15 protein-coding genes are annotated in these 19,707 nt (G+C 52.5%); 11 read left to right on the plus strand and 4 right to left on the minus strand.

Annotated elements, in window-relative coordinates; all coding sequences use genetic code 11:
* The first annotated feature begins 15 nt into the window (after window positions 1–15).
* A complete protein-coding gene (locus KOSB73_RS02980) occupies window positions 16–2,277 on the plus strand; it encodes a TonB-dependent siderophore receptor (RefSeq protein ID WP_082236843.1) in 2,262 nt (753 codons plus the stop codon).
* A 274-nt stretch (window positions 2,278–2,551) separates the two neighbouring features.
* Here the strand turns inward: KOSB73_RS02980 and KOSB73_RS02985 are convergent, their stop codons facing one another.
* Window positions 2,552–2,896 (minus strand): helix-turn-helix domain-containing protein, encoded by a 345-nt coding sequence (locus KOSB73_RS02985; protein ID WP_004137534.1) that lies wholly within the window; start codon window positions 2,894–2,896, stop codon window positions 2,552–2,554.
* Between the two features lie 446 nt (window positions 2,897–3,342).
* On the opposite strand from KOSB73_RS02985, the gene bamA reads away from it, so the two are divergent.
* Window positions 3,343–5,766: an outer membrane protein assembly factor BamA gene (bamA, locus tag KOSB73_RS02990; protein ID WP_024360192.1), complete on the plus strand. Its 2,424-nt coding sequence runs from the start codon at window positions 3,343–3,345 to the stop codon at window positions 5,764–5,766.
* Window positions 5,767–6,085: 319 nt separating this feature from the next.
* Window positions 6,086–6,475, plus strand: a complete 390-nt coding sequence (iraM, locus tag KOSB73_RS02995) for an anti-adapter protein IraM (protein WP_024360193.1) — start codon at window positions 6,086–6,088, stop codon at window positions 6,473–6,475.
* Window positions 6,476–6,620: 145 nt separating this feature from the next.
* On the opposite strand, the gene KOSB73_RS03000 is transcribed toward iraM, so the two are convergent.
* Complete coding sequence (locus KOSB73_RS03000; RefSeq protein ID WP_004097808.1) at window positions 6,621–6,902, minus strand: YjcB family protein; 282 nt, start codon at window positions 6,900–6,902, stop codon at window positions 6,621–6,623.
* A 544-nt stretch (window positions 6,903–7,446) separates the two neighbouring features.
* Here KOSB73_RS03000 and KOSB73_RS03005 point away from each other — a divergent pair.
* The gene (locus KOSB73_RS03005; RefSeq protein ID WP_024360194.1) at window positions 7,447–9,051 is read left to right on the plus strand and encodes an EAL domain-containing protein; all 1,605 of its coding nucleotides are present in this window, start codon (window positions 7,447–7,449) and stop codon (window positions 9,049–9,051) included.
* On the opposite strand, the gene soxS is transcribed toward KOSB73_RS03005, so the two are convergent.
* Entirely contained in the window at window positions 9,036–9,365 is a 330-nt protein-coding gene (gene soxS / locus KOSB73_RS03010) for a superoxide response transcriptional regulator SoxS (protein WP_004097813.1), read from the minus strand. The two genes, KOSB73_RS03005 and soxS, sit on opposite strands and share 16 nt — an antisense overlap.
* A gap of 84 nt (window positions 9,366–9,449) precedes the next feature.
* On the opposite strand from soxS, the gene soxR reads away from it, so the two are divergent.
* The 4 genes from soxR (at window position 9,450) to KOSB73_RS03035 (ending at window position 14,366) form a co-directional block, all read left to right on the plus strand.
* Window positions 9,450–9,908 carry a redox-sensitive transcriptional activator SoxR gene (gene soxR, locus KOSB73_RS03015; RefSeq protein ID WP_004097815.1) on the plus strand — a complete coding sequence of 153 codons (459 nt, stop codon included), beginning with the start codon at window positions 9,450–9,452 and terminating at the stop codon, window positions 9,906–9,908.
* A 258-nt stretch (window positions 9,909–10,166) separates the two neighbouring features.
* Window positions 10,167–10,835, plus strand: coding sequence for a glutathione S-transferase family protein (locus KOSB73_RS03020; protein WP_004137527.1), 669 nt, complete (start codon window positions 10,167–10,169; stop codon window positions 10,833–10,835).
* A 388-nt stretch (window positions 10,836–11,223) separates the two neighbouring features.
* On the plus strand, window positions 11,224–12,573 hold the full coding sequence (locus KOSB73_RS03030) for an NCS2 family permease (protein WP_024360196.1): 1,350 nt from the start codon (window positions 11,224–11,226) through the stop codon (window positions 12,571–12,573).
* 146 nt (window positions 12,574–12,719) lie between these two features.
* Window positions 12,720–14,366 carry a Na+/H+ antiporter gene (locus KOSB73_RS03035; RefSeq protein WP_004137520.1) on the plus strand — a complete coding sequence of 549 codons (1,647 nt, stop codon included), beginning with the start codon at window positions 12,720–12,722 and terminating at the stop codon, window positions 14,364–14,366.
* Between the two features lie 185 nt (window positions 14,367–14,551).
* On the opposite strand, the gene KOSB73_RS03040 is transcribed toward KOSB73_RS03035, so the two are convergent.
* Window positions 14,552–15,439: a LysR family transcriptional regulator gene (locus tag KOSB73_RS03040; protein WP_098140215.1), complete on the minus strand. Its 888-nt coding sequence runs from the start codon at window positions 15,437–15,439 to the stop codon at window positions 14,552–14,554.
* A 305-nt stretch (window positions 15,440–15,744) separates the two neighbouring features.
* Here KOSB73_RS03040 and KOSB73_RS03045 point away from each other — a divergent pair, with 305 nt between their 5' ends.
* The 3 genes from KOSB73_RS03045 to KOSB73_RS03055 all read left to right on the plus strand — a co-directional run bounded on the left by KOSB73_RS03045 (window position 15,745) and on the right by KOSB73_RS03055 (window position 19,649).
* Complete coding sequence (locus KOSB73_RS03045) at window positions 15,745–16,683, plus strand: AEC family transporter (RefSeq protein WP_098140216.1); 939 nt, start codon at window positions 15,745–15,747, stop codon at window positions 16,681–16,683.
* 29 nt (window positions 16,684–16,712) lie between these two features.
* On the plus strand, window positions 16,713–18,422 hold the full coding sequence (locus KOSB73_RS03050) for a thiamine pyrophosphate-requiring protein (RefSeq protein WP_098140217.1): 1,710 nt from the start codon (window positions 16,713–16,715) through the stop codon (window positions 18,420–18,422).
* A 99-nt stretch (window positions 18,423–18,521) separates the two neighbouring features.
* Window positions 18,522–19,649, plus strand: a complete 1,128-nt coding sequence (locus KOSB73_RS03055) for an NAD(P)-dependent alcohol dehydrogenase (protein WP_024360199.1) — start codon at window positions 18,522–18,524, stop codon at window positions 19,647–19,649.
* The last annotated feature ends 58 nt before the right edge of the window (window positions 19,650–19,707 follow it).

Genomic DNA, 19,707 nt, shown 5'->3' on the forward strand with positions numbered 1-19,707 from the left:
AACAGGGCATATTCCATGAAATACGATTCACACTACTCGCTGGCCGTACTAATCCCGATGGTCATCTGGGGAGGGACGCTGCCGGTTCAGGCCGCTGATGGCAGCATGCCAGACGATACGAAGATATCTGAAACGGCTGCGGTAAATGACGATGAAACGATGGTGGTCACCGCGGCGGCGCAGACGCTGCAAGCCCCCGGCGTATCGACCATCACCGCTGAGGAGATCCGTAAACATCCGCCCGCGCGTGATGTCTCCGAGCTGATTCGTACCCAGCCCGGCGTCAACCTCACCGGTAACTCCACCAGCGGCCAGCGCGGTAATAACCGCCAGGTCGATATTCGCGGCATGGGACCGGAGAACACCCTGATTCTGGTGGATGGTAAACCGGTGACCAGTCGTAATTCCGTGCGCTATGGCTGGCGCGGCGACCGCGATACGCGCGGTGATACCAGCTGGGTACCGGCGGAAATGATCGATCATATCGACGTGATTCGCGGCCCTGCGGCGGCCCGCTACGGTAACGGCGCGATGGGCGGGGTGGTGAATATCGTCACAAAACCGGCCACCAGCGAGTGGCATGGGTCCTGGAATACCTATATGAACGCACCTCAGCATCGTAAAGAGGGCGCGACGAAGCGGACAAACTTCAGCCTCAATGGTCCGCTATCGGATGAGGTCAGCTTTAATTTATGGGGAAACCTGAGCAAAACGCAGGCCGATGCCCAGGATATCAACGCTGGCCACGAAGCGGCGCGAACCGGTAGCTATGCGGGATCGTATCCTGCAGGGCGCGAAGGCGTGGTGAATAAAGATATCCACGGTAAGCTGCGCTGGGAATTTGCGCCGATGCAGGCGCTGGAGTTTGAAACCGGCTACAGTCGCCAGGGCAACCTGTATGCAGGCGACACGCAGAATACCAACACCAGCACGCTGGTGAAAAGTCTGTACGGGAAAGAGACCAACCGCCTCTATCGCCAGACGTATGGCGTCACGTGGACCGGCGGCTGGGATAACGGCGTGACCAGCAATACCTGGGCGCAGTATGAGCACACCCGTAACTCGCGTATGAATGAGGGACTGGCGGGCGGAACGGAAGGGATCTTCTCCAGCAGCGAATTCTCCGATATCGACCTGTCGGATGTGCTGCTGCACAGCGAGGTGAATATTCCGTTTACCCTGGGATTCGAACAGAATCTGACGCTGGGTACCGAGTGGAACCAGCAGCGGATGAAAGATGGCGTGTCGACCACCCAGTCGCTCTCTTATGGCTCCATTGACGGTATGTCGGCAACCGGACGCAGCCCCTATTCCAGCGCCGAGATTTTCTCGCTGTTTACCGAAGACAATATCGCGCTGACCGAGAGCACTATGCTGACACCGGCCCTACGCTTCGACCATCACAGCATCGTCGGCAATAACTGGAGCCCCTCGCTGAATCTCTCGCAGGGGCTGTCGGATGACTGGACGCTGAAGCTTGGCATCGCCCGCGCGTATAAAGCGCCGAACCTTTACCAGCTCAACCCGAACTATATTCTCTACAGCAACGGCCAGGGCTGTTATGCCAGCAGCTCAGCCTGTTACCTGATGGGGAACAGCGATCTGAAGGCGGAAACCAGCGTCAATAAAGAGATTGGCCTTGAGTATAAGCACAACGGCTATCAGGCGGGGCTGACCTGGTTCCGTAACGACTACCATAACAAGATTGAGTCGGGCTACTCGGCGGTGGGGACGGCCAGCAATGGCACCACCAATATTTACCAATGGGAAAACGTACCGAAGGCGCTGGTTGAAGGGCTGGAAGGTTCGCTGAATCTCCCGGTAAGTGAAACGGTCAACTGGAGCAACAACCTGACGTGGATGCTGCAGAGTAAGAACAAGACCACCGGCGATCGCCTGTCGGTGATCCCGCAGTTTACGCTGAACTCGACCGTCAGCTGGCAGGTACGCGACGATCTTTCGTTGCAGAGCACTTTCACCTGGTACGGCCGTCAGAAACCTAAACGTTTCAACTATAAAGGCGAGGCGGTATCCGGCAGCGAATTAAATGAAGTGAGCCCGTACAGCATTGTCGGGCTCAGCGCGACCTGGGATGTGAATAAAAACCTGAGCCTGACCAGCGGAGTGGATAACCTGTTCGATATTCGTCACTACCGTGCCGGTAATGCGCAGACAACGGGGAATTCGACGACCGGCGCTTATCTGTATGGCGCAGGGGCGGAGACCTATAATGAATCGGGCCGGACGTTTTATATCAGCGTGAATACGCATTTCTGATCAACCACCCAATCATCCGGCGGAATAATGAACTATTCCGGTTTTTTTTATTTTAGCGTCAAGGACATTGGGTTCGGATATAAATTATGACAAAATCTCCATGGCCTCTACACAATTAATTCAACATAGCAGCTTACACTGCTTCCTGTTGATCGGGTCTGCCTGATCCCAGAAACGATTAACGGTGGCATCCTGCCATTTCCATTCTAAAGTTGTTCCTCTTCCCCCTTCCATTCCCAACCGCAGCAATGCGGAGGAGGGGGAGCCTCTATCATCATATATTCAGGATTTTGCGCAGCTGGGCTGGCGTCATCATATAGTACCTTTTAAAGGTGCGGTTAAAGGCGCTGATATCTTCATAGCCCGCCAGAATACAAATATCAACGATGCGAAAAGCCGGTTTAACCTTTAATAAATCAAGGGCTAATTGCATCCGCTGCTGGCGGATATAGGCCATTGGCGACATATTAAAATAGTGACGAAACAGGCGAAATAGGTGCCATTCGGAATAGCCGGAAAAGAGGCTCAGCGCCCGCATGGTGAGCTTCTTCTCAAGGTTGTTTTTTATCCAGCGCACCAGCTCGCTCAGCACTGAGCGCTGAATTTCATTTCGTGGCATGATATCGACTCATTTCATTATGATGGCAATCTGGCTGCATAATTTATTCACTATCTCTTCATTTTATCTACGGGGTTATAGGTTAGTTTGTGGCTGTTCCTGGTTTATCCCAGAGAGCATCATTCCTAACAAGATCTTTTTCCCCCTTTCAACCAATGCGAAAGGGGGCTTTTTATTTTTTTAATTAAAAAACAGGCGGTGTAGAATTTTAATGTTGCCTGGAAATGCTTATCTGACTGGGTGGGGGAAAGAAAGTTCCATTAAAAAATAATTTTTTCAACATTCTCACACATCCATTTTTTCTCCATTTTCTCGTCATAATTGCGTGCAATTCTGCGCCTCGTTCAGGTTATTTAAAACTGCGTCAGAATTTGTCTGGCGCACTGAACTGCATTATTCCCAGCAGGATATCTGCTATTGCCAAATATCTTTTAGACGACACCTCCATGCTAAAAAAAACGAGTCTCATCGCCGGTCTATTGATTTCCCCTTTAACGCTTTACGCATCAACCGCCTATACGGTAGATGACATTCGTTTCGAGGGGCTACAGCGCGTTACCGTTGGCGCTGCGCTACTGAGCATGCCTGTTCATACGGGAGAAGAGGTTTCTAATGAGGATATCAGCGATTCGGTCCGCGCCCTCTATGCCAGCGGCAACTTTGAGAACGTGCAGATCCTGCGCGATGGCAGCACGCTGGTGGTGCAGGTTACAGAGCGGCCAAGCATCGCTAAAATCAGCTTTTCCGGGAATAAATCCGTTAAGGATGATGCCCTCAAAGAGAATCTGGCCGCCACAGGTATTGAAGAGGGCAGCGCGTTGGATCGCAATGCGCTCACGGAAATAGAAAAAGGGCTCCAGGATTTTTATTACAGCGTCGGGAAATATAGCGCTCAGGTTCACGCTGTCGTCACGCCGCTGCCGCGTAATCGCGTTGATTTAACCTTTGTATTTCAGGAAGGGGTATCGGCAAAAATCGCGCAAATTAATATTATTGGCAACCAGGCTTTTAGCACAGAAACGTTGCTGGACCAGCTGCAGCTACGCGACAGCGTTCCGTGGTGGAACGTGATTGGCGATAAGAAATACCAAAAGCAAAAGATGGCGGCGGATCTGGAGACCATTCGTAGCTATTATCTCGATCGCGGCTATGCGCGTTTTACCATTAATTCGAGTCAGGTCAGTATTACCCCGGATAAAAAATCGCTGTATATCACGATCAATCTTAGCGAAGGCGATCGTTATAAAGTGACCAGTACGGTCGTGACCGGCGACATGGCGCAGCATAGCCAGGAAATTGAAGCGCTGGTGAAGCCTTTAGCGGGGAAATGGTACAGCGGCGCGGAAATTACGGCGTCTGAGAACAGCATTAAGACGCTACTGGGAAAATACGGCTATGCCTGGCCGCAGGTGAACACCGCGCCGGATATTGATGAGGCGAAAAAAAACGTCGTTTTGCATATTAACGTGGATGCCGGCCGCCGTTATTCGGTGCGTCAGATTCGCTTTGAGGGTAACGATACTTCCCGCGATGCAGTGCTGCGTCGCGAAATGCGCCAGATGGAAGGCGCGTGGCTGAATGACGAGAAGGTCGAGCAGGGAAAAACGCGGCTGGATCGTAGCGGATTTTTCGAAACCGTCGACAAGCAGATCGTTCCGGTTAGCGGTAGTCAGGATCAGGTGGACGTGGTCTATAAGGTGAAGGAGCGCAATACCGGCTCCTTTAACGTGGGTCTGGGCTTCGGTACCGACAGCGGCGTGAGCTACCAGCTTGGCGTCACGCAGGATAACTGGCTGGGGAGCGGCAATAGCGTCAGCTTCAACGGCACGCGCAACAGCTACCAGTCCTATATTGAGCTGGGGGCGACGAATCCTTACTTCACCGTGGATGGCATCAGCCTCGGCGGCAAAATCTTCTACAACAGTTACGATGCTTCTGATGCCGATTCCGGCAGCTACAACCAGCAAAGCTACGGCGTTGGCAGTACGCTGGGGTTCCCGATTAGCGAGAATAACGCTCTTAACCTGGGCCTGGACTATGTCCATAACCGCCTGACCAATATGGACCCGGAGCTCACCACCTGGCGCTATCTTAACTCGCGGGGTATCTATCCTGACGTCGTCACCAAAGATGGCGACAGCGGCGCCACCTATAGCGCCAATGACTATTTTGCCAGCGTTGGCTGGAGCTATAACAACCTCGATCGCGGCTTCTTCCCGCGCGCGGGGAATAAAAGCAGCCTGACCGCCAAGGTTACCGTGCCCGGTTCGGATAACAGCTATTACAAAGTCACTTTCGATACCACCCAATATATGCCGCTGACCGAGAGCAAAAGCTGGGTGTGGATGGAGCACCTGCGCGCGGGCTATGCCGATGGGCTGAACGGCAAATCGGTACCGTTTTATGATAATTTTTATGCTGGCGGATCGTCGTCGGTTCGCGGTTTTTCGTCGAATACGATTGGCCCAAAAGCGGCTTATTATCGTTGTAATGGTTCTGAAAGCAGCTACAGCGCCTGTCCGCTGGACTCATCATCCGATGCGGTTGGCGGTAATGCGATGGCGGTACTGAACAGCGAGTTTATTGTGCCGACGCCGTTTGTGAATGACAAATACGCTGACAGCCTGCGGACGTCGCTGTTCCTCGATGCCGGTACGGTATGGAGCACCTCCTGGCAAAATACCGCCCAGACGCTGGCGGCCGGGATCCCTGACTATGGCGATCCGTCGCATATCCGGATGTCCGCCGGGATTGCGGTGCAGTGGATGTCGCCATTAGGCCCGCTGGTATTCTCATGGGCCGAGCCGTTTAAAAAATACGATGGGGATAAAGCTGAACAGTTCCAGTTTAATATTGGTAAAACATGGTGATACCGGCGTTTAATATGCGCACAATAGCTTAGATATTTTTGATTTATTCCCAGTGTAATATTACAGGCTACTGCTGTTGGTAGCCTGTAATTTATTGTCAATATATTCTTATTTATGTATGCTCATGACTGGCGCTGCCGTTGATTATTATGACTAACCATTCATTGTTATAATGCAATATTCACGCTACATCTTAGTGAGTATAAAGCACTTTGAGTATTGTCTGATATCACATTATTAATCGATCGCCTTGCGGTTAGCTATGATGAATGCTATCAATAATAGAGTCATTAATCAGCAATGCACGCAAGGATAGAAAATGAAATGGACTATTCATAATACTCTTGTCTGCCCACATTCCGGGGTGGCTTTTTCCTCAATTTCCAGCCTACGGTTTTTAAAGTTTATTCTTTGGTATGAGGCCGACATTTTATTACTGCCGGGCGAGTCGATAAAACTCTACTCATCGAGTGTGTTAATCAACGAGCAATATCACGCGGTAAAAGTTTATAACATCACCCGATACGATGAGGCGCAGTGGGAGAAGCTGCGGGAGCGGCCTTCCTGCCCTTATCATTCTACCGCCACGACGGCAGACTCCTGCCGTTACCAGGCGCTCTGTGCCATAAAACGCTGCCCGAACGACTTTCCACGCGCAGTACCGGGGCTGCCGTCGGGGCAGCGCGATCTGGGCCAGCGGATGCGTTAAAACCTGGCGGCTACCTTGCCATCGCTGCGGTTTATGCTGGTGATGTATTTAGCTGTCGCAGAGGAGGGAATTGCTGCGCACCTGTCCGGGCCAGGGCGTTACTGCCCGGACAGGTACACCGGCGCCCGGCCAGGGCGGGCGGACATCAGGTCATCATCATCGGCCATTCAGGCGGAGTCTGGCTCATGACTTCAATCATCACGTCCTTGATATTGCCCCAGATTTTCGCCACGTCCAGCAGCGTGATGCCTAACAGACCGGTGGCGAACCAGCAGGCCGCGGCCAGGCCCATACAGCTACAAATCACCGCTAAACCGGCATAATCGCTTTTACGTAGCTGAATGTTTAACGAGCTGGCCAGAAACATCAGCACTGCGCTCACGAGCGGCCAGCGCAAAAGTACGACACTGGTAGTAATGGAAGCCATCAACCTATCCTCAACGAAATTTGGGAGCCTGTGACAACCGGGTGAGACTGACGATGGTACGGTGCTCTGGCTATCTTCAGGCAAACAAGATCGTAATGAAACAACGTTTTTGTTTCATCAACTAATGTGAACTATATCACACTTGTTCTTTTATTGACCAGCCCAAAAAAGGTCTTTTATGGCGCCTATTAACCATTCAAATAGCATGGTTAATAGGGAGGGGTAGGATTCTTCTTTCAGCGTGAAGGCCGATTATAAGGGATTCCCGGCGACTTTTCTTTTTTATATAGGTTTATGTTCTACGGATTTTGTTACTTATTCCGGCTAATTATACGGATAAACCGAATAACATAGTGGAGCTAATCTCATTCTGTTGAGAATGTTTCTCCAGACTTCTATAAGCCAGTATTATTCATAATTCATCGTCATGAGGTTTTTACGTCAAAGCATGGGTTGCTGAGATGCCCTGATTTATATCAAAGTAAGCAGAGTCATCGGGGTAGCTCACCTTGATTAAGGCGTATCGCATGGATAAGAAGCGGAAATGAATCATAGCGCGCCACGTAAGGCGTTGAGAATATTTGGTATCGTGTTAGTCATTCTGCTACCGGTGCTGCTGGCGTTGTGGTTTGCGCAGATACGCGCCAAAGCGGAAACCGGCGATCAGCTGCGGTTGTTTTCTCGGCTGGCGCTGCAAAAAACGGAGTTGGTGATTCGTGAGGCCGACGAAGCGCGGGATAAAGCCCGTTTGTATCAGGGAGAGATATGTTCGCCGCAGCATCAGCAATATCTGCTCGGGATTGTTCGCGGCCTGCTCTATATCGACGATTTAATCTACGCCAACGGCACCCATTTTTTCTGCTCCACCACGGTACGCCGCCCGACGGGGTGGCGAATTCCGGCCGCAACCTATACCAAAAAGCCGGATATCGCGATTTACTACTACCGCGAAACGCCTTTCTACCCAGACTACGCGATGAACTATATGCAGCGCGGCAACTATGTGGTGGTGGTGAATCCGCTCTCATACAGCGCGTTGATAACCAGCGACCGCAACCTCGCCTGGGGCGTTTTTGACACCAAAACCCGGCAGTTTTTTTCCGTCAGCAAGAATGCCGACCCCGCTGAGCTGCATCGTCTGATTCGCGCTGAAGAGGCTTTATTTCATCAGGATGGCCGCGTTTATACCATCGCCCATTCCAGCGTTCGCCCGATAGCCGTCATTATGTCGACCTCGCGCGTCAGCTATTATCAGAATTTTTATAACCAGGTCACGTTGACGTTACCGCTGGGGCTGATTTGCAGCGTATTGCTTTTACTGGTGTGGTCGCGCACCCGGCAGCAGTACCACTCTCCGCGTAAGATGCTGCAGCGGGCGTTGAGCCGTCGCCAGCTGTGCCTGCACTATCAGCCGGTTATCGATATTAAAAATCACCGCTGCGTCGGTACCGAAGCATTATTGCGCTGGCCGGGTTTTGATGGCCCGGTGATGAGCCCGGCGGAGTTTATTCCGCTGGCGGAAAACGAAGGGATGATCGCGCAGGTCACCGACTATGTGATAGAAGAGGTTTTTGCCGATCTTGGCGAGTTTCTGGCACGGCAGCCGCATCTGTACGTGGCGATTAACCTTTCCGCTTCCGATTTCCATTCTGCGCGCCTGATTGAGAACATCAACGAGAAGATCCGCCGCTACGCGGTCAAGGCGGAGCAAATTAAAATTGAAGTGACCGAACGCGGGTTTATCGACGTGGCGAAAACGACGCCGGTGATTCAGGCGTTCCGCGAGGCGGGATATGAAATCGCTATTGATGATTTCGGTACCGGGTACTCCAACCTGAACAACCTCCATGCGCTCAACGTCGATGTCCTTAAGATTGATAAATCTTTTGTCGACATGCTGACGAGCAACACCACCAGCCACATGATTGCCGAGCATATTATCCAGATGGCGAACAGCCTGCGCTTAAAAATCGTGGCTGAAGGCGTCGAAACGGCAGAGCAGGTCGCATGGCTCCAAAAGCGCGGCGTGCAATACTGCCAGGGATGGCACTTTGCGAAAGCGATGCCGCCGCAGGAGTTCATGCAGTGGCTGGCGAATGACCGCATCAGCCTCTGCCCTTATCAGCAGCCTTATCAGGCAGAAATTTGATGGCGATAGGCGGTAGGCGTACGGTCAAATTCGCGGCGGAACACCCGCGAGAAGGTCTGCTGCGACACGTAGCCGAGATCCATCGCGATATCAAAAATAGGGCGTTGGGTGGTTCTTAGCGCTTCCGCGGCGAGCAGCAGGCGGCGCTGGCGAATGTAATCTCCCAGCGTTTGATGCATCACGGCACGGAACATCCGCTGTAGATACCATTTCGAGTATCCCGATTTTCTGGCGACTATATCAATGTTAAGTGGTTGATCGATATGTTCATCAATCCATTCAATAAGCGTTTGGATAATATCCTGATGGGACATAAAGCGGCCTCTCTCAATTCTCGATTCGTCGTTTTGTCTGCGGGCGAGTATAATTCCTCAAGTTAACTTGAGGTAAAGCGCTTTATGGAAAAGAAATCACCCCGCATCAAAATGCTGCTGACGCCCGGCGAAGTGGCAAAACGAACCGGCGTGGCCGTCTCCGCGCTGCACTTTTATGAAAGCAAAGGGCTGATCCACAGCCAGCGCAACGCGGGCAATCAGCGGCGCTACCGGCGCGACGTCTTGCGCGCGGTGGCGATCATTAAGATTGCGCAACGTATTGGTATCCCGCTGGCAACCATCGGCGACGCGTTCGGCGTACTGCCGGAAGGGCATAACCTCAGCGCTAAAGAGTGGAAGATGCTGTCGTCCCAGTGGCGGGAAGAGCTGGACCGGCGCATCCATACCCTGACCGCGCTGCGCGATCAGCTCGACGGCTGCATCGGCTGCGGCTGTCTGTCGCGCCGCGACTGTCCGTTACGCAACCCGGGCGATAAGCTGGGCGAAGAGGGGACCGGCGCGCGATTGTTGGAAGATGACTAAAAAAACTAAAGCGCCACAACAGGGCGCTTTAGTTGTTTTCCGGTCTTGGTCTTTCGCTCTATCCCGCTGGTACGCAGGAGGGTTTCCCCCGACGTCGGCTCACCTCAGTATTGCGCAATCTTTGATGGAGGTTCCGGTTTGCGCCGACACTTTAAGTGTGGCTCTTTTCTCTGAATTTGCCTCTTCCGTTTGCCGAAAAATTCCCGTCATTCGCCGCCTGTTCCTATAGTTAATTTGAACAAACAGCGGGAGAGGCCCATGTTAACGGTACATCATCTCAATCAGTCACGATCGCAGCGCGTATTATGGGCGCTGGAAGAGCTGCAGCTGCCTTATCAGGTTGTCTCTTATCAGCGGGGAAAGGATATGCTCGCCCCGGCGGAATTAAAAAGCGTTCATCCGCTGGGCAAATCGCCGGTTGTCGAGGATAACGGCCATATTCTGGCGGAATCCGGCGCCATTCTGGAGTATTTACAGGAAACCTATGATAGCGCCCGGCGCTTAAAGCCCGAGTCGGTGGAAGATAAGCTGCAATATCGTTTTTGGCTGCACTACGCCGAGGGTTCGCTAATGCCCCTGCTGCTGATGAAGCTGGTATTTGCCAGCCTGGGTAAACCCCCGGTGCCGTTTGGCATGCGCACGTTGGGCAATGCGTTGGGCAAAGGGGTGCAAAAGGCGTGGCTTAACCGTCAGCTGGAAACCCATGCCCGCTTTATTGAGGCGCACCTTTCCCGCCAGCGCTGGTTTGCCGGCGCGGAGCTAAGTATGGCCGATATTCAGATGAGCTTTCCGGCGATGGCGCTGCTGGCGCGCGGCGGCGTGGATGATTTACCGCATCTGACGCAGTGGGTTCAGCGCGTAGAGCAGCGCCCGGCCTGGCAGAAGGCGATTGAGCGCGGGGGGCCGTTTACCTTACCCGGCGAGTAAACTATTACTAAAGCCGATGACCGACGAAAATTGCTATCAGCGCAATACAAAAATGTTACCGGATTGCGCATGGACGATAACGTTTGCGCATCGGCTGGTTATTTCCTGAACGTCATAAGCGAAATTTAGCGAAATACGACAAACTTCAGTTGAAAAGGCCCGTCTAAAGGCTGGATAATCGTTTGCCTTTTTATTTTGCTCATCATTTCCTCTGCTAACAGGGGGGAGCAAAGTCATTCTTCACACCGTATTGGATGCGCGGAGTTAAACGTTTGCTTTTCACAGCCCCTGGCGCTGCGATGTAGCACAAGGAGATCGCGTTTAACTGGCAGTGGATGGTCCACCACGCATCCAGACGAACGATAAAAATTCTCAGGGGAAGTTTTCTATGTCTACGCCTTCTGCGCGTACCGGCGGTTCATTGGACGCCTGGTTTAAAATTTCTGCTCGCGGCAGCACCGTGCGTCAGGAAATCGTTGCCGGTCTTACCACCTTTCTGGCGATGGTCTATTCCGTCATTGTGGTGCCGGGTATGCTCGGTAAAGCGGGTTTCCCGCCGGCAGCGGTATTTGTCTCCACCTGTCTGGTTGCCGGCGTCGGCTCGCTGGTGATGGGCCTGTGGGCGAACCTGCCGCTGGCGATTGGCTGCGCCATCTCGCTGACCGCGTTTACCGCCTTCAGCCTGGTGCTGGGTCAGCAGATCAGCATTCCGGTCGCGCTGGGCGCGGTCTTTCTGATGGGCGTGCTGTTTACGGTGATTTCCGCAACCGGTATTCGTAGCTGGATCCTGCGTAACCTGCCGCAGGGCGTGGCGCACGGCACCGGGATTGGTATCGGCCTGTTCCTGCTGCTGATTGCCGCCAACGGCGTGGGCCTGGTTATCAAAAACCCGCTGGATGGTCTGCCGGTGGCGCTGGGTCATTTTGACAGCTTCCCGGTGATTATGTCGCTGATCGGGCTGGCGGTGATTATCGGCCTTGAAAAACTGAAAGTACCGGGCGGTATCCTGCTGACGATTATCGGCGTCTCGATTATCGGCCTGATCTTCGATCCTAACGTCCACTTCACCGGGATTTTCGCCATGCCGTCGCTGAGCGACGATAAAGGCAACTCGCTGATCGGTAGCCTGGATATCGTGGGCGCGCTGAACCCGGTCGTGCTGCCAAGCGTGCTTGCGCTGGTGATGACCGCGGTGTTTGACGCCACCGGTACTATCCGCGCGGTGGCCGGTCAGGCGAACCTGCTGGATAAAGACGGGCAAATTATTAACGGCGGCAAAGCGCTGACCACCGACTCCCTGAGCAGCGTTTTCTCCGGCCTGGTGGGCGCGGCGCCGGCGGCGGTGTATATCGAATCGGCTGCCGGTACGGCGGCGGGCGGCAAAACCGGCCTGACGGCAGTGACCGTTGGCGTGCTGTTCCTGCTGATCCTGTTCCTCTCGCCGCTCTCCTATCTGGTTCCGGCATATGCCACCGCTCCGGCGCTGATGTACGTCGGCCTGCTGATGCTGAGCAATGTGGCGAAAATCGATTTCAACGACTTCGTCGACGCGATGGCGGGCCTGATTACCGCGGTCTTTATCGTGCTGACCTGCAACATCGTGACCGGTATCATGATCGGCTTTGCGGCGCTGGTGATTGGACGCCTGGTGTCCGGCGAATGGCGTAAGCTAAACCTGGGTACGGTGATCATCGCCGCGGCGTTGGTTATCTTCTACGCCGGCGGTTGGGCGATTTAACTTTTCCTGCTAACAACGGGCGGCTTTGGCCGCCCGCTTAATTTTTAAGCCACATCCTGTTTCCTTTTGCGTTAATCTGAGTAGCGTATTATGCCGAGACATGACGCCTCAGATGTAAAAAAAGAAACGCAGCAAACAGGGAACACATGGAAATATTCTTTACCATACTCATCATGACCCTCGTGGTCTCTCTCTCCGGGGTGGTTACACGCGTACTGCCCTTTCAGGTTCCACTCCCCTTAATCCAAATCGGCATCGGCGCGCTGTTGGCCTGGCCTACCTTCGGATTGCATGTCGAATTCGACCCTGAACTCTTTCTGGTTCTGTTCATTCCGCCGCTGCTTTTTGCCGACGGCTGGAAGACGCCGACCCGCGAGTTCATTGAGCATGGGCGAGAAATTTTCGGTCTGGCGCTAGCGCTGGTGGTGGTGACGGTGGTCGGTATTGGCTACCTCATCTACTGGATCGTTCCGGGTATTCCGCTGATTCCGGCTTTTGCTCTGGCGGCGGTACTGTCGCCAACGGATGCCGTGGCGCTGTCCGGGATTGTCGGCGAAGGGCGCATCCCGAAAAAAATTATGGGGATTTTGCAGGGCGAGGCGCTGATGAACGATGCCTCCGGCCTGGTCTCCTTGAAGTTTGCCGTTGCGGTGGCGATGGGCACGATGGTCTTTACCGTCGGCGGCGCGACGGTGGAGTTTTTCAAGGTGGCTGTCGGCGGTATTCTCGCGGGCTTCGTGGTCAGCTGGCTGTACGGGCGCTCGATGCGCTTCCTCAGCCGCTGGGGCGGCGATGAACCGGCGACGCAAATTGTGCTGCTGTTCCTGCTGCCGTTCGCTTCTTACCTGATCGCCGAGCATATCGGCTTTTCCGGAATCCTGGCGGCGGTCGCGGCGGGGATGACCATCACGCGTTCCGGGGTGATGCGCAGCGCGCCGCTGGCGATGCGCCTGCGCGCCAACAGCACCTGGGCGATGCTGGAGTTCGTGTTTAACGGCATGGTCTTCCTGCTGTTGGGCCTGCAGCTGCCGGATATTCTCTCCACTTCGCTGGTGGCCGCGGAAGCGGATCCCAACGTCGAAACCTGGATGCTGTTTACCGATATCATCCTGATTTATGCCGCCCTGATGCTGGTGCGTTTTGGCTGGCTGTGGACGATGCGCAAACTCAGCCAGCGTTTCCTGAAAAAGAAACCGATGGAGTTCGGCTCCTGGACCACGCGCGAGCTGCTGATCTCCTCCGTCGCCGGCGTCCGCGGGGCGATTACCCTTGCCGGCGTGCTGTCGATTCCCCTGCTGCTGCCGGACGGCAACGTCTTCCCGGCGCGCTATGAGCTGGTGTTCCTCGCTGCCGGGGTGATTCTGTTCTCGCTGTTCGTCGGCGTGATTGTGCTGCCGATTCTGCTGCGGCATATCGAGTCGAGCGATCATGTCCAGCAGCGCAAAGAGGAGCGTCTGGCGCGGGCGGCAACCGCGGATGTGGCGATTGTCGCGATTCAGAAAATGGAAGAGCGCCTGGCTGCGGATACCAAAGAGAATATCGATAATCAGCTGCTGACCGAGGTCAGTTCCAGGGTCATTGGTAACCTGCGTCGTCGCGCCGATGGGCGCAACGATGTTGAAACCTCGATGCTGGAAGAGAGCCTCGAACGCCGGTTCCGTCTGGCGGCGCTGCGCTCAGAACGCGGGGAGCTGTACCACCTGCGCGCTACCCGGCAGATCAGTAACGAGACGCTGCAGAAGCTGCTGCACGACCTCGACCTGCTGGAAGCCCTGTTAATCGAAGATCGCTAAACTTTTCCCGGTTCCCCGATGGCCTTCGCCGCTCGGGGAACCGGGATTTCACGATGCGCTAGCCGATGAACCCGCAACATTATGTACGCTATCATCACGGATTTTATTTGCCTGTGCGAAGAAAGGGAGTGCCTGGCAGATTAGAAGATCTGCGTAATTGCAGAGTAGTGAATAAAATAAAGGCGTTATCTTTTTAGAAACTGGATGAATTTTTTAGAGGTTTCAGAAAGAATGCCAAAATGAGTATAAATAAAGAAATCTCTTATGAAAATGGTATTTTCAATTGCTAGCGGTTTAATTAGGCCGGCGGTAAGTTCGAGGTGATATATCGGGGCTGGCATCGAGGTTAATAAATCACTGTTGCATATGAGGGATTTTATCGCGGATGATGAAGAGCATTCGATAATCGGTTTTGGCGGCGTCATGTTATTATCATGATAGACTTCGGTTAATATCTGCATAGGGGTGCTATCATTTGGCGGCATAATCCACGAATATTCTTCAGTGTCCTGTAATTTCAAGTTTTTTTTGCCCTGTAACGGATGGTTGCTACGCGAAATAATCTGTATGCTATCCGTGAAGTTTATTTTTCCACGCTCGATGATTTTATCATTATGCGGCAACGGGCCGCATATGGCGATATCGATGCCATGAGTTAATAATGATTTAAAAAGCTCTGAATCTATGCGATCCTGGATCTTAATATAAATATCAGGAAAGGCCTGATGGAAGTTGTTTACTTTCTCGATAAAATGGCTGGATAGAAAACTGGATACGCAGCCAGCTCTGACTATTCCTTTCCCTGAACCATTAATAAGATCCAGTTCCTGGCGCGCTTTTCGCTCGGTGTTCATTAAGGTAATGGCATGAGGTAAAAAGGCCGTGCCCAGCTCGCTCAGTGAGACCCCATGCTTATGCCGTTCAAATAGCGTGGCATTCAAATCTGACTCAAGGCCGGATAACAGTCGGCTCAGGCCAGATTGCGTTATTCCAAGTTTGCTTGCCGCAAGAGTGAGGTTACCCTCTGAGGATACCATGATAAATGCCTGTATTTGCTTCATTTTTATAGACATGTCAAATACTCATTAAACGGTACGTTTTCGCATTGTATATCAATTTTATTCTATATTACTATCAATGGAAATTATGTAGACAGCATCAAGAAAATAAATTTTCCTGAAAGTGATGGGTAATTATTCATTAAACTAATTAATTGCTCATTGTAATCTTATATTCATGCCTGACGCGTAAGAATACAATGTGTGCCTGCGAGAGAAGTATCATGGCGATAGCGGGAAGGAGTCCTTAGTAAGAGTTTTAATCTGTTCGGTTTTAAATCACATATACCTGAAAATCGGTTCTGAAGAGAAATGACACTATGACAAATAACAGTATTCTCTTAATTCTTGGTGCCATCTTACCTGTAATAGTAACCGTTTTGCTTGGTTACATCAGCGGTAAGCGAAAAGATTTTGCGTGGGAGCAGGCTGGCGCGATAAATAAACTCGTCATGCTCTATGCTCTCCCCCTTAGTATTTTTAGTAATATGGTGATGACCCCGCGTAGTATTGTTATGAATATGGGGCCCGTTGCCGCCGCGATTATCGTTGCGCTAATTGTAAGTTTTTTAATTCCATTGCTTGTTGCGCGTTATATCTGCAGGCGGGATCTCTCTTTAAGCACGCTGCAGGCGCTGGCGATTGGTTCTCCTGCCGTTCCTTTTATTGGGACATCGGTGCTGGCTTTTTTATTTGGCACGGTAAGCGCATCGCTGATTACGGTATCAAGCATTACGCAAAACGTTTTTCAACTTCCGCTGGTTATGATATTAATGTCGTATGCTTCCGGCGACAAAAATAATACATCGTTTATCTCTAGCGTGATTAATGCTATTAAACAGCCGGTAGTCTGGTCGCCGGTTCTGGCTCTTATTCTCGTGATAATGGATATCCATATTCCCGAGACCGTGGCCATGCCGTTAGGATTATTGGGTAAAGCAACCGGGGGACTGGCGCTGTTCTCGGCGGGTATTGTGCTCTATGCGCGTAGTGTAGTGATTACGCTGCCTACTATTATTACCGTTATAGCCAGAAATATTATCGTTCCCGGACTGTGTTATTTCGCGCTGGTCGGCCTCGGTTTCTCAATGGAGCAAATTAAAGAAGTCGTATTGACGATGGCTATTCCAGTGGGATCGATTGCTATCATTATTGCAATGCAATATAAAACGGGTGAACAAGAAATGGCCTCGACCATGGCGTTGAGTATTATTGCCTCGATCCTGACCATGGGTGGATTCATCCTGTTAACCTTTTAATTATGCAGATAGAATAATCAGGTGAGAATATGCAATTAATTAATATATCTGCCGCGGAAATGATATTATATCGTTTGCAGGCGCTTGGCGTTGAATTCATCTTTATCAATTCAGGAACGGATTATCCGCCGATGGTTGAGGCCTACTCTCGCTTAAAAAGCGAAGGGTGTTTGGTTCCTGAATTTGTTGTTTGCCCGCATGAAAACGCCGCGATTGGCATGGCCCATGGATACTATCTGGCAACCGGTAAAGTGCAAGCTGTGATGGTGCATACGAATGTCGGGTTGGCTAATGCCGCATGCGGGATTATTAATCTTGCCAATAGTAATATACCGGTAATCATTTTTGGCGGGCGCACGCCCATCAGTGAACATTCTCATTTCGGCTGTCGGAATACGCCTATCGGCTATGGCCAGGAAATGCGCGATCAGGCCGCGCTGGTTCGTGAATCGGTTAAATGGGATTTTGAATTGCGTTATGCCGATCAGGCCGGGGAACATGTCGATCGCGCCTGGGCGATTGCGAACTCTTTGCCCAAAGGACCGGTTTATTTAAGCTTGCCACGCGAGCCTTTGTGCGAAACTTTTGCCACCGACTCGGCCGCCCTGAACTGCCGCCCCTCCCAGCAGCCGATAAGTTTTTCCCCGGCTCCGGACTCGCTGTCAATGGCTGCCACGCTGATTGCCAACGCCAGGCACCCGGTTATCTTCTCGCAAAGAGGCGCAAGGACCCGGCAAGCCTTCGACCTGATTAGCACCTTCGTCGAACAGTGGGCGATTCCGGTGGTGGAATATTGGGGGACCGAGGTGACCATTTCCGCTGCCCATCCGATGTATGCCGGCAATGAGCCAGCTTACTGGTTGTCAAAAGCGGATGTGGTCATCGTCATTGACTCGCAGGCGCCCTGGATGATTGAGAGTATGAACGTTAATCCGGACTGCAAGGTTATTCAAATTGGTCCCGACCCGCTCTTCTCACGCTACCCGGTTCGCGGGTATCAATCTGATGTTAACCTGGCTGGTGAAACGGATACGATATTCAAATTACTGGATAATGCATTAAAACCTTATCTGGAGGAGAAAAGCGCGAGCGTCGAGGAGCGCTATTCCCATGTCGCTGCGCATAATAAAAAAGAAAGAACCACAAGAGATAACGTTGTTGATTCCGCAAACGCAGGGCCTATCGGCAAGCCATGGTTAAGCTATTGTCTGGGAGCGCTGGCTAATAAATACAACGGTAAAATCACATCTGAATTAACCACATTACCGCAGTTCGCCAACTTCATTCAGCCGGAAAGCTATTATCAGGAAGCACTCTCCGGCGGACTGGGTGAAGCATTCCCTATCGCCCTGGGATTACAGCTAGCCAATCGCGATGAATTAGTGATCGCCGCCGTTGGCGATGGTTCTTATCTGTTTTCCAATCCCGCGGTATGCCATCACATTGCCGAGGTAATGAAGCTTCCCGTGCTGGTTGTCGTTGGCAATAACGCTGGATGGGGCGCGGTGGCCGGTGGAACGCTGGCGCTATATCCGGACGGCTATGCGGCGAAAATGGATAAGGTTCCGGCGACATCATTTACGTTATCGCCCGATCTGGCAGCTATCGCTGCATCAAGCCGCGCGGCCGCGATGAAGGTAGATCGCGCTGAGGACTTACTCGATACCCTGGAGGAAGCCGTCAATATTATTCGTACTCAGAAGCGTTCGGTGCTGGTTGACGTCATTCTCGGGAAATAATACCTGACTGGCGGCCGCCGCCTTGTTGCTGGCGGTGGTATGCCAGAGATGACGACGCGTTCTCTTCTGGCTTTGGGGAAGGTTAATTAAGGAGATTGTATGACCGAGCATTGCGCTTTACCGGGATCGTTTAAGGCTGCCGTTGTCCGTCAGCCGGGCGGCCCTTTTGAACTGGAAACCGTCCAGTTAAATTCGCTTCAGCCTCATGAGGTCGTTGTTCGTATCGTGGCGACGGGGATGTGCCATACCGATATGGTTGCCCGCGATCGGCTCTATCCGATCCCGCAGCCTATCGTGCTGGGCCATGAAGGGGCAGGAGTGGTGGAGGCCGTCGGGGCGGAAGTACAAAAAGTGGTCCCCGGCGATCATGTCGTACTGACATTTTTATCCTGCGGCGCTTGCCGTCCTTGTCTTGAGGGCGTGCCGGCCAGTTGTCAAAACTTTAATGCCCTGAATTTTTCCGGCCAGCGTAGTGATGGCAGCCATGCGCTATGCCACCATGGCAACCAAACGCTGCACGATCGCTTTTTCGGCCAGTCATCTTTCGCCGCGTTCTCCGTGGTCGATCAGCGTAATCTTGTTAAGGTTCGCCCGGATGCGCCGCTGGAGCTGCTTGGGCCGTTGGGTTGCGGTATCCAGACCGGCGCCGGAGCGGTGTTGAATGCATTAAAAGTAGCAGCCGGAAGCTCTTTTGCCGCCTTTGGCGGCGGAACGGTGGGATTAAGCGGCGTCATGGCTGCCTACGTCGCCGGGGCAACAACTATCATCGTCATTGACGTGGTTGAGGAGCGCCTGGCATTAGCGCGTGAGCTGGGTGCAACGCATGTGATTAACAGTAAGAAAGAAGATCCCGTTGAAGCTATCCGGCATATCACTGGCGATGGCGTTGACTTTAGCCTGGAGTCTACCGGGCGGCCTGAGATTGTCCGCGCCGCCGTTGAGGCGCTACGCCCACGTGGTATGTGCGGTATTGTCGGCGCCTCAAAAACCGGGACCACGTTCGCGCTGGATATGAATGATGTGATGCAAAACTGCAAGGTATTGCGCGGCATCGTTGAGGGCGACAGCATCCCGGATATATTTATCCCGCAGCTGGTAGAGCTGTATGTGCAAGGGCGTTTCCCCATTGATAAGCTGATACGTTTTTATCCCTTCGAGGAGATTAACCAGGCTGCTCACGATAGCGAGTGTGGGAAAACCATTAAACCCGTTATTCGAATCGGATAAAGGCAGGCTAGCGCAGCATACCTGCCGAGCTTTTGGCGAAAGGTATGCTTCCCACAAG

The sequence above is a fragment of the Klebsiella grimontii genome (assembly GCF_900200035.1).
GTDB lineage: Bacteria > Pseudomonadota > Gammaproteobacteria > Enterobacterales > Enterobacteriaceae > Klebsiella > Klebsiella grimontii.